Below are 15853 nucleotides of genomic sequence, written 5' to 3'. Positions count from 1 at the left end.
AAACTACTTACTAATAATAACAAGTAGTCCAAAGCTTGTCAATCTTTTATGTTATATTTTATAACACAGAAACAATTCTTGATTTATAAGAGCTCAACATTCTTTATCAGATAATTTCGTATTTTTTTTAATAGTTTTTTCTACCTATACCAAAGTGAATCTTGAGATACTTTTTTAAATGTAATGACCTTACTCATCGATCCACTTATTGACTAACTGCTCGATTTGCGTTAATTGTTGTGGCTCTTGTACTAAATCAAACCATAAAACATTCATTCGATTCCTAAACCAGGTCAATTGCCGTTTGGCATAATGTCGTGAATTTTTTTTGATCAGATCTACAGTTTCGTCTAAGCCGCTCTCCCCTTTAAAATAAGAAAAAAGTTCTTTATAACCAATACCTTTACCAGCCGGGAGATCCACGCCGCCAGCTTGATATAACAAGTTTGCCTCCTGCAATAAGCCTGCTTCCATCATTTGATCGACTCTATCATTGATCCGCCCATACAATAATTTTCGCTCAGTATTCAGTCCAATTATTAATGGATCTAATTCCCCATTACCATCATCATTTTGCCTCGAAAACAAACTGTCCGTTTCCAAGTATACTTCCAAAGCTCTAACAACACGTCGTTCGTTATTATATGGTATTTTTTGTGCTGCTTTAGGATCGACCCGGTCCAACCGCTCCCATAGTGCTTTTTTACCATGAACATCAGCAAACTTTTCCAATTCTATCCTTGTATTTTTCCCAGTCACAGTCTTTGTACTGCCTAAATTAAAACCATCTAACAAAGCCTGTATGTATAAGCCTGTACCGCCTACTACAATGGGTAAATGCTGCTCCTGACTAATTTGTGAGACTTTTTCTTTGCTGATACTGACAAAATCTGCCACAGAAAAAGGTTGTTCGGGATTTAAAATATTTATTAGATGGTGTTTAATACCATTCATTTCACTTTTAGTTATCTTAGCTGTCCCAATATTTAATCCTCGATATACTTGCATCGAATCGCCAGAAATAATTTCACCGTTAAATAACCGTGCTAATTTCAACGAAAGGTCTGTTTTTCCAACGGCCGTTGGCCCTACTATTACCAACACTTTTTGTGCCAAATCGTTCATCTCCTGCCCTTATTGTCTTTGTCTCTACATAAAAGTATTCTTTTGACTTAAAAAGGAAATGAGTTTTATTGTTAAACTCATTTCCTTAGCAGGTACTTATTATTTACCTTTGCCCTTAGTCTTTCCATCCCATTTATCAAAACCAGATTTTAAAATATAGAGGTCAGAATAACCACTCTTATGCAATTTAGACGCAACGCGTGGGGCCACCGTCTTCGTATCATCATATAAATAAATCGGCATATCTTTACGCAGACTATCTTTAAATAATTTAAATTGTGAAAATGGCATATTCCTAGCACCTAAAATATGTTTTTGCTTAAATTCTTTAGGTTCGCGTACATCAATGATCTGCGCACGATGCATTCCCGCTCTAAAGTCCTCATTAGTTAAAATAGTGGCATGTCTTCTCCCAATAAAGTAAGTATAGACTTGACTGCCAAACAGCCAAACCAAAATTAAGATCAATACTAAATTGATCCAAAACCAAGCCGATAATTTACCTAAAACAAACACTCGTAAAACTCCCTTCACTCTTATAACACTGATATTAGTCTTCCTTAAATTGCAAAGCCAATGATGCCGCACCGATCAAACCAGCATCATTACCTAGTTCAGCTAATTTTAAATGAGTCGAATTTCTAATAGTTGGAAAAGCAAAATTTTCAAAGTTTTTAGTGACTCTTGATAATAAGAATTCACCTGCGGCTGATACACCGCCACCGATCACGATATATTTCGGATTAGCAAGAGCAGCGATATTGGCACATGCGAACCCAAGATAATAACACACCGTATCAACCACGCGTAAAGCCAAAGGGTCACTTTGCTCTGCTAAATCAAAAACATCCTTAGAAGTAATATCTACTCCATTATCTAAAGAACTCTTTAACTCAGAATCACCTGCATACTCTTCCGCCTCGTCACGAGCAATATGAACGATGCCAGTTGCAGACGTGTATGTCTCCAAACAACCATGGCCACCACATGTACACAAATACCCACCAGGATGAACATTCATATGTCCGATCTCACCGGCAGCCCCTTGACCGTGAATCAAACGACCATTACTGATGATCCCGCCGCCAACTCCGGTACCAAGAGTAACAAAAACAACTTCATCAGAATTGTTTCCGGCACCCTTCCAGCGTTCACCTAAAGCCGCAACATTAGCATCATTATCAACTGCAAAGTTGATCTTAGTTCCGCGTTCGATCTCTTGTTTTACATTTTGTGTGGTTTTCCAATTTAAATTGTACGCCCCAACGACCGTACCTGCTTCAAGATCAACTGTTCCGGGTGTACCCATTCCGATCCCCAAAAATTGATCCTTTTTCATATTGTATAATGCAAGATGATGATTGATCGACTCGATAATATCTGGCACGATATGCGAACCCTCATCCAAGATATTAGTTTCAACACTCCATTTTTGCTGGACCTCACCTTCACTAGTTAAGATCCCAAACTTAATAGTTGTACCTCCCAAATCGATCCCAATCAACTTTTTGTCCATCAGCCTGTTCCTCCCGCTAATTTTTCTTTTTTTCTTGCTCTCGTTTCTCTTCGATCCTATGTTCACGCTCTAATACTAATTTAGCTCTAGCAAAAACGTCTTCCTCGATCACATCAGACTCGCGGAGATGATCCAATTCTAAAGCCATCAGCTCGATATCCCACAAGCGTTTGCCAACATAGATAAAAACTCCAAAACGTTTTAACAATTGTTGCACATCATAAAGAGTTTTCAAAAAGAATCACCCTTTCTATTATAGCGGAAATTAATACTGTTTGAAACCGGCTACAGAAAGTATTCCAAATATAATTATTAAGGCCGCACCAGCAAAAACTTTTTTGTTCAGCGGAATTTTCCCCAGACCTGGCGTACCTAGAACATAAGCTGCCAAAAATCCTGCCAGCAACCCCCCCAGGTGACCAGCAATATCGATACCTGTAAATCCTAATCCTAAGTTTAAAATTACTAGGATCAAAAATTGTTTTGCAGTGGCTCTAATATATGGGTCCTGTCTATAAGATTCGCCCAACATTAAAAAAGCACCAAACAAACCAAAAATAGAAGTCGATGCCCCAGCGGAAATACTTGGACTAAAGACAAAGCTGGCAATATTTCCTCCTAAACCACTTATCAAATACAGCAGTACGAAGCGCCACTTACCGAAAATGGCTTCGATCTGCAAACCAATAAAATAGAGAGTTACCATATTTAAAACGATGTGCTGCAATCCAATGTGAATGAACATTGGAGCAAATAAGCGCCACCAATCTCCTTGAGCGATCAACTGGTTGACTTTGGCACCAAAAGCGACTAAAACTGCGGTATTCTCACTACCACCTGCTACGGTCATCAACAAATAAACAATAATATTAATAATGATCAAAAAATAGGTCGCAGATGGTCGTCTTCTATGCGTCATATCTTACCCTCTTTTCTGCCCTAAAGAAAACCAACCCGAAGGAGTAATAACATTGGGAATAATTTGATCTGTTGAGTCTATTTCCCATCCAGTCTTTAAATAAAAACGAGCAGGCTCGGCACAACTAACGACCCGTCCATTATATTCAGTTAAAAACTTATCATAAAAACCTCCGCCAAAGCCTAACCTTTCGCCTGTAGAGCTAAACGCGAGCCCCGGCACCACCATTAAATCGATGTTTTTTGCTTCAATTATGTCTGCTCCCTCTTGCGGTTCGAAAACACCAAATTTAGACCTAATAATTTTTAAGCTTGGATCAAAACGACAAAATTGTAAATGTCGTCCTGGTAAAGTTCGCGGTATTACAATCTTTTTTTCACTTCGTATAGCTTCGACAAGCAACGGTTTAGTATCAAATTCAAGCGGTTCACTCAATGTAACACCTACTGTAGTAGAATCTCGCCAAAAACTTGACACAAACAACTTCCGATAGACCAGCAATTCAGCAGCTGTTTTTTCCCATTGACCGGCTTGTAACTTTAATTTATTTAACTGTTGTTTGCGCATGTATTCCTTAGAGAACATTAACAAACTCCTTTATGATCATAGAAAAAAACAACAGGAACTTTTCCTGTTGTTATTTTGTTTCGCGATGTAATGTAACTTTATGATCACGTGGGCAATATTTCTTAAGCTCCAAACGATCAGGATCGTTACGTTTATTTTTGCTTGACAAGTATGTCCGCTCATGACACTCTGTGCATTCTAATGTAATGTGTACACGCATCTGTTTGACCCTCCAAACTAACTTATCGTATTCAAAAGACACTCGTGCGTCTTCGACGTTAATATAATACCATCTTTTAATTATGATTACCAGTATTTTTTATTTTTTGTTAAGTATTTTCCCTTGACAGCAAGTTAATATTTTAGACACTTTAGCGGATATAAGTAATTTAGTTTCTAAGTACTTTTCGTTCACAAATTATACCAGTCCTCAAAAATAAGACCGTCCCAATAATTATCCCAAATAAAAGGTTTACCACAACTAACCGAACTTTACTTTTTCTTAATATTTGTACATTTCCTATTCGTGGGCTCGCGTCCCTACTTCTGGTTGAGTCTAAAGCAAAAAGCTTGTGAAACCCTTTACACTAAAAAATAAAGTTGTAAAATGAAGTCAGAATTTGAAAGAAAGAGAGTGACCTTATTTATGACTAAAATGAATTATTTGGCAGACTTTGGTGATTTTGATGTGTATGTTGACGAGGCCAATGCATGTGCTTTAAAGAAGTATCATCCAGAAGTTACTGGAGTCGGTGAAGCATATACATTAAGTGCCCAAGATATGAAAACACTTCTCTTCGAATGTAAGAAAATCAATGAACTTAAAAGTCAAACTGAAAAAAAGAACGGCGTGCTTTCATTGAACGTGAGATCTTAGTTTGATAAATGTAATCGCTTTTGCAACCGCATTCTACATTTGAATAATTAACTACTAGGTTTGTGCTGAGCACAAATCTTTTTTAATATCTTCAAAGTCAGATTAAGATTATACTTAAGCTGGTTTCATTTACTGAAATTCAAAAATAACTGTGTTATTCTTGTTAAGTTACACAGTATAGATAACATTAAATATACTTGATATTTACATTATCTTTGAGCGAACAATTTAACATTTGGAAGGTAACACTCTAATGAAGATCAAAATCACTGACTACATGAAAAATCATTATTCTTTAATACTTAGCTTTTGTATTCCTGTCGTTCTTATGCTTGGATATTTTGTTTATCGAAAAATGGCTCCCTTTGGCAATAATACCTTGTTGACCGTTGATCTAGGTCAGCAATATATTGATTTCTTTTCTTTTTTTAAGAACTCTGTACTACATGATCCAAGCAACCTTTTTTATTCATTCAATAAAGCGATCGGCGGCGAAATGTTTGGAGAATTTGCATACTATTTGTTGAGTCCCTTTAATCTTTTTTTTCTGTTTTTTTCAGAAAAGTCTATCACTACCGGCGTCATGTTGGTTACTTTACTTAAATATGGTTGCGCAGGATATACTTTTGGGCGTTTACTTAAAAAGCAACGGGTCCAATCCAATGTTTTGATCCCTCTTTTCTCCACCGTTTATGCTTTGATGGGTTGGTCAATTGCTAACCAGCTAAACCTACTCTGGATGGATGCTGTTGTTTTCTTACCATTGATCATCAACTCGTTATTCCAATTGCTTAAAAACCGTCGTGGTACATCTTATTCATTATGGTTGGCTTTAATGATGATTTCTAATTATTACATGGGTTACATGATCGCGATTTTTTTGATCCTTTTCTTCATCTGGATCGAAACTGATAACTTTGTGTCATTCAAACAAACGCTCAAAGATAGTGTCCTATTCATTGGCAGATCGCTGTTAGCTGCCGGCATGGCATGTGTAGTATTATTACCAACTTTATTTTCATTGCAAAGTAGTAAAGGAGAATACACGACTAGTGTTGTTCATGCAAAAATAGAATATCCTCCGTTACAAATGCTTTCCAAACTACTTGTAGGATCCTTTGACTTTAAACAGATGTCAACCGGATTACCCAATATTTTTGTTGGATCCTTAGTCTTGTTTGGCTTCTTACTATTTTTCTTAAACCAAAAGTTCAAGTGGCAAATACGCCTATGTTCATTTCTCATTTCAGCTTTCTTGGTTCTTTCGCTATGTTTTGAACCGCTTGATTTATTGTGGCACGGCATGCAATTCCCTGTTTGGTATCCATACCGTTTTTCCTTTTTGGTAAGCTTTTGGATGATTTATCTAGCAGCACTCAACTACCGAGAGACTCTTGATATTTCAGCTTCTAAGATCCTAGTATTAGTTTTGTTGTATGCGGCAGTCATATTTTTATCTTGGCAAAACATGAAAAAATTATCTTTTGTTTCCAAAGAAACCCTGATATGTTCGACTTTATTTGCAACAGCAACGTTAACTTTACTCCTGATCCATCCGGGCACTAGCCGGCTAACTCGCCTTAATAAGATATTACTGGTCTTTTTAGTTGTCGGAGGCGAAACATTTGCTAATGCTATTCTTTCATTAAACAACATTAGTTATTTAAGTCAAAAAGAATACACTGATCCGACGTTAGCCTTAACAAGTGACAGCAATTTCTTGCACAAGATGGATCCCGGCTTTTATCGAACAGGACAAACTTATTCGCGCACTAAAAATGATGGCATCGCCCATGATCTAAATACAGGTTCTTATTTTAGTTCAGCCTTAGAAAAAAGCATCCCCGACTTTTATGGCCAACTAGGAGACCCTGACGGGGATAATTACGTGAGTTATTCAAATGGAACAATGATCAGCGATTCACTACTGGGAATGAAGTATTTTACGACTCCTAAAGATAGTAACGAGATCCTTCAACGAGGCGCACAAAAAAAGGCTTTAACTCCATTGACGATCAAGCCAGAAGTCCAACGCTATCAGTTAGCTAAGGAACAAAAACTCACGAAAATTTACAAAAATCCTCTGGCGGCAACGATCGGTTATAGTGCCAACTCAGCACTAAGAAATGTTAAGCTACCGTTTAATGATCCTGTTAATTACCAGACTAATTGGTTAAATGCCGCAACAGGTACGTGGCCAACGACTAAATATTTCACTGCAAAGAACTTTAACGAGGTGGTTTCCCAAAATACCGATAAAACAGTGAACTTGACGGGCTCACTGTTGAAAAAGAAGAACAACAAAGAACCTGCTCAGGTCGTATTCAAGTTTAAGCCTCATACAAACGATCCATATTATCTAACTTTTGGACCAGGTATGGAAGAAGCAAACGTCGAGACTTATAACGGCAGTCATTCTTTATACCATTACGGTACGTTCCGCCATACTGTTATATTGAATGTCGCCGACCACTCCAAAAACAATGAAGTCACCATAACAGCTCGCTTCAAGAAAAACTCCTTGTTTTTAGAGAACTTCGTTTTATACAAGTTGGATAGTCAACTTGCGAGTGAAAAATTACGGCAAGTACAGAACCATCCTTGGCAAGTTAAAAAAATTAATAATCGTCATTTAACCGGAAAGATCAATATCAAAAATAATGACCAGATTTTTGCAACGACGATCCCGTACTCTCAAGGCTGGGCCGTGAAAATCGATGGTAAAAAAGTCCCAACTTTTAAATTGCAAAATACCTTTATTGGAACAAACATCTCCAAAGGTAAGCATACTATCTCGATGAAATTCACCCCTCCTTACTTCTACCAAGGATTATTATTATCGGTGCTTTCTCTTGTGATCTTAGGGTTGACCGAATGGCGCAATAAAAAGAGCTGACTAAATAAGCTGCTGCATATCCTGAAAAAACAGGGTATACAGCAGCTTATTTTCATACCTGATCAGATGCTGATCACTTCTCCAGTATCTACTAAGTAAATATATTTCTCGATCAAAGCATCTTCTCCTAAAATGCTTTGCAATGCCAAACCATACAAGTTCAGCTGACCACGGTAAGACTCGGCAACCTTTCGTGAACCATTAATTGGAACATGATCGGTTTTATAGTCAAACAGGATCGTTCTGTTATTCTCATCTGTGAAATAACCATCGATAATACCATGGATCAAAACCGGTTGCTCAACATCTCTTAACTGTGAATCATCAAACAGTTTCCCGGCTGGATACAACATAGCGATCGGTGCTTCTCGCTGCAAATGATCATGGTTAAATAAAATTTGTTGTCCAAGTTTTGTTTGATATAAACTAGCCACTCCATCAACATTGATCTTAGCAGCCAGCGGTTTACTGAGCAAACCGTCTGTGATCAGACCGCTTATCACTTGATCTACAGTTTCTTTTGTAACCTTATCGTTTAAAGGCAACTTTTGAAAAACCAAATGTGTAGCCGTTCCAATTTGCGCAGGTGTAACATTTGCTTCTTCCATCATGAATAAGGGGCGCTCAAAACCATGCTGCAGATAAGCTGTCCGTTGGGCTTCATGGTCAGTACTTTCATTAAAATTACCTGCTTGATCAATATCGATCTGGCCCATCAAGTCGGTATCCGGATCTTCAAATAATCTCCTAATATCAGTAACAGATTGATAAGCAGTTGTTACGGTCAGCTGTTTATCAGGATAATCAAAGTCCATTAAAGCCGCATAACCTGCAGGCAATTGCCCACTTTGAGCTTGACGTTTAGCCCATTCATCAGCCTTTTCATTGATCTTCTCTTGATCCGTTCCCATATCATTTTGCAACCGTTGTTTATCCCAAAACTCAACTTTAAACCTGGCTGGACTATTTTTAAGCGAGTCTGGCGCTTGTTCCTTGATATCTCTGATTTTTTGAACTATTTCTGCCGCGCATTCTTCAAAACTTTCCAAAATTTCATTTCCGTCTTGGGTCTTCTCTTCATTATCTTCTGTCAGCATATATCTTATTACATTGTCAGCGGAAAATTCTTTTGAACGAAGGATCGCAGCTCCGATCCAATCTAAATAATTAGAGCCTGTTTTCTTGCGACCTGCATCACTTAAAACAACTTGGTCAGTGTCTACCAACCCGACCCAAGTATCTAAAGCTGCAAACGCTGACTTAGCTTCACCGACGATATAGATCTTTTGTTCTGCTCTGGTCAATGCAACATATAACTTACGCATTTCTTCAGCAATGGCTTTTTGCGTTGCTTTTTCTTTGATGGCGACCTTAACGGGCGTGGGCGTTTTAACTTGAATATCACGCCCATCTTCTCTTTCGGTTTCAACATAATCGATCCCCATTCCTAATTTATCATCTAGAACATACGGCTTAGCAGAAATAGAACGCAGATTAAATTGTTTATGGGCATTGATCAAAAACACCACAGGGAATTCCAGACCTTTACTTTTATGGATCGTCATAAAAGAAACAGCATTATTGCCATCTTGGACATTTATTTCCGCCAGATCATGATCTTTTTCTTGCATTCTTTTAATAAAACGTACGAATTGAAAGATCCCTTTGTAGCTCATCTTTTCGTATTCTGCTGCCCTTTCATACAACACATGCAAGTTTGCTTGTCGTTGTTGACCACCGGGCATCCCACCTGCATAATCAAGGAAGCCCGTCCTTAGATAAATCGACCAGATCAAAGTTGCTAGATCATTGCGACGACCACGGACCCGAAAGCTTGTCAGATCATCCAAAAAATGCGTAACTTTACGATAAATTTTTTTAGCTCGACCATCATATTCTTGTGTGTTCTGGTTTTTCTCAAATTGATAACGAAAGTCAGTTAATGTTTGGTAAAAATCTCCCTGTTGCAAGTGAATGCGTAAATATGCGAGTTCATTTTCATCAAACTGATATAATGGCGAACGTAAAACTGCAACCAAAGGTATATCTTGGTGCGGATTATCGATAACCTCCAACAAAGACATCATAATTTGGACTTCGACCGTTTTAAAATAGTTATTTGTATTGTCTACATTAACAGGTATCCCTAAATTTTTGAATTCTTCGGCAATCAACAGACTATCGCCATGAGTCGAGGCCAAAATAGCGATGTCGCTGTATTCTAGCGGTCTCATTTCGCCAGTATCACGATCAAAAATTTCACGATGTTCTTCATTGACCAGTTGTTTGATCTTATTTGCAACCAAATAGATCTGTCCTTGTTCTTTACTATCAATTTCAAAATCTGTTTCAACCTGATCTTCTGGTTCATCTTCGCTTTCTTCTTGTGATTCATAAACCAGGATATCAGCCGATAAATGTGCTGTTTGCGCCGGATAGCTTAGGTTGCCGGCCTTTAGCATGGCGTTTTCATCATAATTGATCTCACCGATCTTTTCGCCCATGAGTTGTGTAAAAATAAGATTAGTAAAATCAGCAACATTTTGAACCGAACGAAAGTTTTCGGCTAAAATAATTTTTTCCCCCGGGTGATCCAAGTTCACATTTTCGCCAGTGCTAAGTTCAACAAAATCATGATATTTACGGTTAAATAAAGCTGGGTCTGCTTGTCTAAAACGATAGATCGATTGCTTAACATCGCCTACCATAAACATATTACCTTGATCTTGATTCTTAATAGTCGTTAACAAAGCCTCTTGCACACCATTAGTATCCTGATACTCATCAACCATGATCTCACTATAACGCTTTTGTAGCATCGAACGGATCTGATTGCTTTCATCAGTTGGTGAAGACACGATCGCCAAAGCATAGTGCTCTAAGTCATTAAAATCTAACAAGTGTCTTCTTTTCTTTTCTACTTGGTACTCTTTTCGAAAATCTATAACGATCTTACCAAATTTGGACAATAGTTTTTCAGACCTGTTCAATAATGAAATCAATTCTGTACTTGATAAAGCGAAATAATCAACTAATAAATGCTTAGATAGTTGATCACTGGCAGCAGCTTGATACTTTTTCATCTGCTCATTAAGCTGTACGGCTCTTTCATTAAGGTCATTAGGTTTCGTTTCTCCTGCACACTTGACCAAAGAAGGTCGGCCACTTAATGAGCAATTTTCAGCCAGTCTCTTTAAATCATCATATTTCTGGTCATTTAAAACCGCAACTCGCAGTTGTTTTAAAGCGGCTAATTCTTCTGCCTGTTGTTGTGCTTTTTTTGCGTATTTATCAAAACGGCTTTGTTTCTTTTTCTCATAATCTTTGAGCCCTGAACTGACTTCATTTGACCAATAAGAGACCATTTCTGGTCGCAGTTGATTTGTATACAAATCATTACGCTTTTCAACATTAGTTATTATTTCATCCAGTCGTGTAATGATAATGTCTTTCAAAAAATTTTGCCAAATTGAGCTAACAACGATATCTTCCCCTTCTTCAATTTTATACGAATCGCTAAGATCCAAGAGCCATTTTTCAGGATCACTTGTAGCACTAGCGAACTCATCCGCACGCATTACCAAGTCAGAAAAATTTTCATCGTCACGATCTTTTGCGAAAATTTGAAGTAGTTTTTCAAATAATTGAGCGTCTTTTCGTTCACTTTCTGTCATTGAGCTATCGGCTTGATAAGAATCTTCTAATTGCTGATAAAATCTTTCACGCACTGTATCCCAAACATCGTCTCTGATCAAAGTTCGTTCTGTATCGTCAGAGATCAACCTAAAATCAGGTTCAATATCAACTGTATAATAATATTTTTGGATCAAATGTAAACAAAACGCGTGGATCGTACTGATATCGGCCACATTTACTGCTAACAATTGCTTACGCAACCAGTTGAGAGAGTTTGCCTGTTCAAGTCCACTAGATCTTAATTGCAGACTCACTCTTTTCTGTAACTCCTTAGTCAACCTTTCTCGCATTTCTTTAGCAGCAGCCTCCGTAAAAGTTACTATCAACATCGAAGACAGATCAACTTTTTGGTCGACTACTTGTTTCAAAACTCGTTCTATCAAAACTTTTGTTTTACCGGAACCGGCTGAAGCTGCAACTAAAATATTATGTCCACGATGCTCGATCGCTTTAAATTGCCCAGGCGTTGGTTTAAACCCTGTTCCTTGCTCCTTACTCAATCATTGACCCTCCCTTCTTTGATCTTCTTTTCTATTTCACGCCAAATTTCTTCTTCAGGTATTTTATTTATTTTACGGTAATTATTTTGGTCAAGTAACGGATCAAACATCATGACCTCCTGATAGTCCGAATAATCTAAGCCAGTACTATTATCCAAACGATAAGGCGCTAGGTCGATCACACCCGCAAAGATCCCTCGTCTGGCCTCTTCTATCTTCAAGTCATTATAAAGCAATAATTCTCTGATCTGATCGATCGTTAACAACAGACTCTTAGCCGTTGCCGTCCTAAAATCTTTTTTGCCCTTAACATATTTAACCGGATAATTATTAGATGAAGCTGAACCACCGGCCTTTGCGGCTGCTTCCAAATCTTCATCCAAAGCCAATAGAAAACCATTTTCTTCACTGGAAGCAGAGCTGCCCCTGCGAAAGATACCTTTATACATATAACTTTTATCTAACTCGCTTGCATGATCCTTATTCTCTTTTTTAATGAGTGGTTCAAATAAATGCAAATAAGAGGCGCTCCCCAACTGCGGCTGATCCTTGTTGACAACTAATTCACTCGCAAGTTTTGAAGAGTCACTCATCATTTTAGTCAATCGTCCACTATCAGCAGCCTGCTGCAATACACGAAGATACGTCAACAGTTGTAATGACAAACCATTAAAAGACCTTAATAAGAAATGATCCATTTTTCGTTCTGGATCGCCGGATTTATAATCTATCACGTTATAATAAAGCCTGCCATCTTCGCCAACGACCAAGTCTATTCGATCGATCCTTCCGCGCAAATTCATTTGCTGGGTATCTTTATCGCTACCAGCTCCACTAAAAACTAAAGGACTGAGACCTCTTTGGTCGCCAAATGATGTTTCAGTTTTAACGGTGAAAATTTTTCTTTTCTTTCGTTGCCTACCGATCGCATGCAACACTTGGCTGGCCGTGTGTGTTAATTGACGTTGCGTATAACGATACCGCGCCGTAGAAGAAAAGATCTTACCACCAAACTCTTCATCGACCTGCTGTAATGTTTTAGTCATCAACTCGTCGAATTCAATACTACTGATCTCGGCCAGGGTCTTATTTTGTTCCAGAACATTTTGAAAGAAATACTCCATGATAAAATGAAAATATTCGCCAGTATCAGCGGGTTGAAGTAAAAACTCCTGTCGGGGGCGTAATTTTAAACCATACTGCAAAAAATACTGATACGGATCAGCAAAAAACGTTTCTAGCTTAGAGATCGAAGTATTGATCTGATCTCCATATAGACCTTTAACTATTTCCGGCTCCAAATGTTTATGCCCATCGTCTTTTTGTGGATGATCAGGCAAAATGTCATTCGAAAAACCCAAACTTTTAAAAAGACGTGCTGTCCGCTGCTCGTAAGTTGAAAGCAGATAACGGTATAGCCCACGCCAAGTCGCGTTAAGGTCTTGTCCATTATGAAAGGCGTCACGGCTTACTGCTAATAATTCTCCCAGGGTGGTCGCCTTCGTTCCGATCATATCGCTAATATTATCTGCTGATGGCACGAGCTCTTCTTCAGGGCGAGCGATCTGCAGAGAAAAAGCGTTTTTTATTCGCTCGATATAAGGTGAGAGTCGCAACGTCTGACCGTCATTATCACTCAATGAATAAGTAAAGAAAATCTGTGAATCGACCGCCATAAAAGATAAATAATTTGCGAACGGCTCTTGCGCCATTTGGACCTCTGAAGTTTCGCTTAAGTATTTCTCATCAGACTGTTCACCAGACAATTGCTCGATCTCATTACGATCTATATCAGAAAGCAGCGCTTTATTCTCAAAAGTGCGCGGCATCACTGAATCATTGACACCAACAAAAAACAATACCTTGCGATTTCCCATCTGAACAACGCCACTTTCTGAAAAGATAACTTGATCTAAAGTGGAAGGAACTTGACTGTAATTAGCATTCTCAAAACCATTCTGGATGATAGCAATAAATTCATCGCGGTCCAAGTGCTCATCCCCCAGGGCAGTCACATATTCATCGAGTAAAGAACACAAGGTATTCCAGACTTCCTCATGACGAGAAACATTGCTAACAGAACCGGTCAAACGCGCTGGATCGTTTTCAAGGTCTTTCGCCGCACTGACTTGCCAGCCCTGTAAAGTTTGCGGGACACCGATCTTCTCTAAAAAATTGATCAATTCAACAGCAAATTCTCGTGCCGTTGTAACTTTATTTATCTTTTTAAAGAATGAACTTATTTGACGATAGACCTCTTTTCTTAACTTATTAACAAATCGATTATTAGGTAAATTTGCTTGCCGCTCTTGATGTTCCTCCGTTGATTCATTAGGTTGCATACCGCAAGTCTCAACGATCCAATCTGTTGGGTCTTTCCAATAAAACTCTGAGAAATAGCCATTTTGTAATACACAATTTTCCAATAGATCTAGAGTATTTCTAAATGTTCCCAAAGACCAACTTGGTTCATCGATTTTTGGCACAAAGATCTCAGTTTTTAATAACCTCATCATCGAACGATAAGAATAATTTTGTTGCTCAACGTTAAATAAGGCAATTACAAATTCAACCAGCGGATGGTTTAACATCGTTTTGTTCAAATCTGTAAAAATTGGGATGTCATATTCGTTCATAACATTTTCCAACTGATTTTGATATTTATCCTGTTGCGGGGTCAAAATCAGAAAATCATGATATTTGTATTTACCCGAAAAAACGAGTTGTCTGATTTTTGCAGCTACATACCGTATCTCACGCACACGATCAGTTGTTTCGGTTACGGACAAGCTTTTATTTTCTTTTAAGGAGTAACGCCCTTGAGGAGACAAGATTTGTGAATCGATCCAAAAGTCTTCCAGACTTGTTAGATCCTCAGAAACTCGAGCTTCATTGGCTACTTTATCAACCATTAAAGGAATGTGAGCTTCCCTAGCTTGCTGTGTTAATTCATAATAGATCTTACCGGTCTGGTAAAATAGGTCGCCTATTTCGGGTTTACTATCTACATATTTATGATTCAAAACCAGGCTGACTCTAATTTCAGCTGCCCTTTGCATCAGTACTGAAATAACTTCCTTTTCTTTAGCATTAAAGTTGGTAAAACCATCGATCACAAAACAAACATGGCTTAGATCAACATGCGTCAAATAATTGATCAATTCATCCAAACTCTCTGCTGTATCCAAATATTGACCAGCAATATACTTTTCAAACTTAGTATAAACCAGTGAAAGATCATGTAATCTTTGTCCGAGATCAACTTGTTCACCGCTGTTTTGTTCTTGTAAATTTTTGGAGTATTGTTCCAAATCAGCCGGTGAAAAGCCACCTAACTTAAGTTCCAAGATTTGTTCCGCTAATTTCTTACTAAAGCCAGGGCTATTTCTCTCACGCGTGAAAACATAAAATTCTTTTTCATCAAGTCCATGCAAAATATGTGTAACGATCATCGCTAACCCCGTTGCTGTCAGTCGTGTCTTAGTTAAAGCTGGCTGTTCTTTCAAAAAATACCACATCAAACGGCTGAATGAAAAAGTTTGAACATTAGCGGAAGCAAACATCTGCTCCGTAGCTCCCTTTTGATGGCGCAAATAGTCTAAAACAGTCACTTCCGACTCAAATTTAATATGATCTGGTACTATATAAAAAATTTCTGTAATATCAGGAGAATTCTGCCAATCTTCTAGCTGTTTTAAAACAATTTTTTGTCGGTCAGTGCCCGCCTTACCGTAAATAAAACCTAAACTCACAGTGA

At 38.1% G+C, this 15853-nt stretch carries 11 protein-coding genes; 2 read left to right on the top strand and 9 right to left on the bottom strand.

Going from position 1 to position 15853, the window contains the following annotated elements:
* Positions 1 to 189: 189 nt before the first annotated feature.
* The 7 genes from miaA to rpmG all read right to left on the bottom strand — a co-directional run bounded on the left by miaA (position 190) and on the right by rpmG (position 4347).
* Positions 190 to 1116, bottom strand: a complete 927-nt coding sequence (miaA, locus tag AC3XNE_RS09200) for a tRNA (adenosine(37)-N6)-dimethylallyltransferase MiaA (protein ID WP_489831773.1) — start codon at positions 1114 to 1116, stop codon at positions 190 to 192.
* Positions 1117 to 1224: 108 nt separating this feature from the next.
* A complete protein-coding gene (locus tag AC3XNE_RS09195; RefSeq protein ID WP_489831772.1) occupies positions 1225 to 1641 on the bottom strand; it encodes a rhodanese-like domain-containing protein in 417 nt (138 codons plus the stop codon).
* 34 nt (positions 1642 to 1675) lie between these two features.
* Positions 1676 to 2641 (bottom strand): ROK family glucokinase, encoded by a 966-nt coding sequence (locus AC3XNE_RS09190; protein ID WP_489831771.1) that lies wholly within the window; start codon positions 2639 to 2641, stop codon positions 1676 to 1678.
* A gap of 16 nt (positions 2642 to 2657) precedes the next feature.
* On the bottom strand, positions 2658 to 2876 hold the full coding sequence (locus AC3XNE_RS09185) for a YqgQ family protein (protein WP_489831770.1): 219 nt from the start codon (positions 2874 to 2876) through the stop codon (positions 2658 to 2660).
* Between the two features lie 30 nt (positions 2877 to 2906).
* On the bottom strand, positions 2907 to 3560 hold the full coding sequence (locus AC3XNE_RS09180) for a rhomboid family intramembrane serine protease (RefSeq protein WP_489831769.1): 654 nt from the start codon (positions 3558 to 3560) through the stop codon (positions 2907 to 2909).
* Positions 3561 to 3563: 3 nt separating this feature from the next.
* Positions 3564 to 4145, bottom strand: coding sequence for a 5-formyltetrahydrofolate cyclo-ligase (locus tag AC3XNE_RS09175; protein WP_489831768.1), 582 nt, complete (start codon positions 4143 to 4145; stop codon positions 3564 to 3566).
* Positions 4146 to 4197: 52 nt separating this feature from the next.
* On the bottom strand, positions 4198 to 4347 hold the full coding sequence (gene rpmG, locus AC3XNE_RS09170) for a 50S ribosomal protein L33 (protein ID WP_489831767.1): 150 nt from the start codon (positions 4345 to 4347) through the stop codon (positions 4198 to 4200).
* Positions 4348 to 4773: 426 nt separating this feature from the next.
* On the opposite strand from rpmG, the gene AC3XNE_RS09165 reads away from it, so the two are divergent.
* Entirely contained in the window at positions 4774 to 5004 is a 231-nt protein-coding gene (locus AC3XNE_RS09165) for a hypothetical protein (protein ID WP_489831766.1), read from the top strand.
* Positions 5005 to 5257: 253 nt separating this feature from the next.
* On the top strand, positions 5258 to 7900 hold the full coding sequence (locus AC3XNE_RS09160; protein ID WP_489831765.1) for a YfhO family protein: 2643 nt from the start codon (positions 5258 to 5260) through the stop codon (positions 7898 to 7900).
* A gap of 62 nt (positions 7901 to 7962) precedes the next feature.
* Here the strand turns inward: AC3XNE_RS09160 and addA are convergent, their stop codons facing one another.
* Both addA and AC3XNE_RS09150 read right to left on the bottom strand, forming a co-directional pair.
* Positions 7963 to 12096 (bottom strand): helicase-exonuclease AddAB subunit AddA, encoded by a 4134-nt coding sequence (gene addA, locus AC3XNE_RS09155; protein WP_489831764.1) that lies wholly within the window; start codon positions 12094 to 12096, stop codon positions 7963 to 7965.
* On the bottom strand, positions 12093 to 15848 hold the full coding sequence (locus AC3XNE_RS09150; protein ID WP_489831763.1) for a PD-(D/E)XK nuclease family protein: 3756 nt from the start codon (positions 15846 to 15848) through the stop codon (positions 12093 to 12095). The genes addA and AC3XNE_RS09150 overlap by 4 nt, the downstream gene beginning before the upstream one ends.
* Positions 15849 to 15853 lie beyond the last annotated feature (5 nt).

This window comes from Ligilactobacillus sp. JN-6 (Y).1 (genome assembly GCF_058111525.1).
Note: the sequence above shows the minus strand (reverse complement) of the source record. Positions and strands in the feature narration are given on the sequence as shown.

Coding starts and splice junctions, on each gene's coding strand:
- AC3XNE_RS09190 (WP_489831771.1), bottom strand. CDS start 2,641: ATGGACAAAAAGTTGATTGGGATCGATTTGGGAGGTACAACTATTAAG.
- AC3XNE_RS09180 (WP_489831769.1), bottom strand. CDS start 3,560: ATGACGCATAGAAGACGACCATCTGCGACCTATTTTTTGATCATTATT.
- AC3XNE_RS09175 (WP_489831768.1), bottom strand. CDS start 4,145: ATGTTCTCTAAGGAATACATGCGCAAACAACAGTTAAATAAATTAAAG.
- rpmG (WP_489831767.1), bottom strand. CDS start 4,347: ATGCGTGTACACATTACATTAGAATGCACAGAGTGTCATGAGCGGACA.
- AC3XNE_RS09165 (WP_489831766.1), top strand. CDS start 4,774: ATGACTAAAATGAATTATTTGGCAGACTTTGGTGATTTTGATGTGTAT.
- AC3XNE_RS09160 (WP_489831765.1), top strand. CDS start 5,258: ATGAAGATCAAAATCACTGACTACATGAAAAATCATTATTCTTTAATA.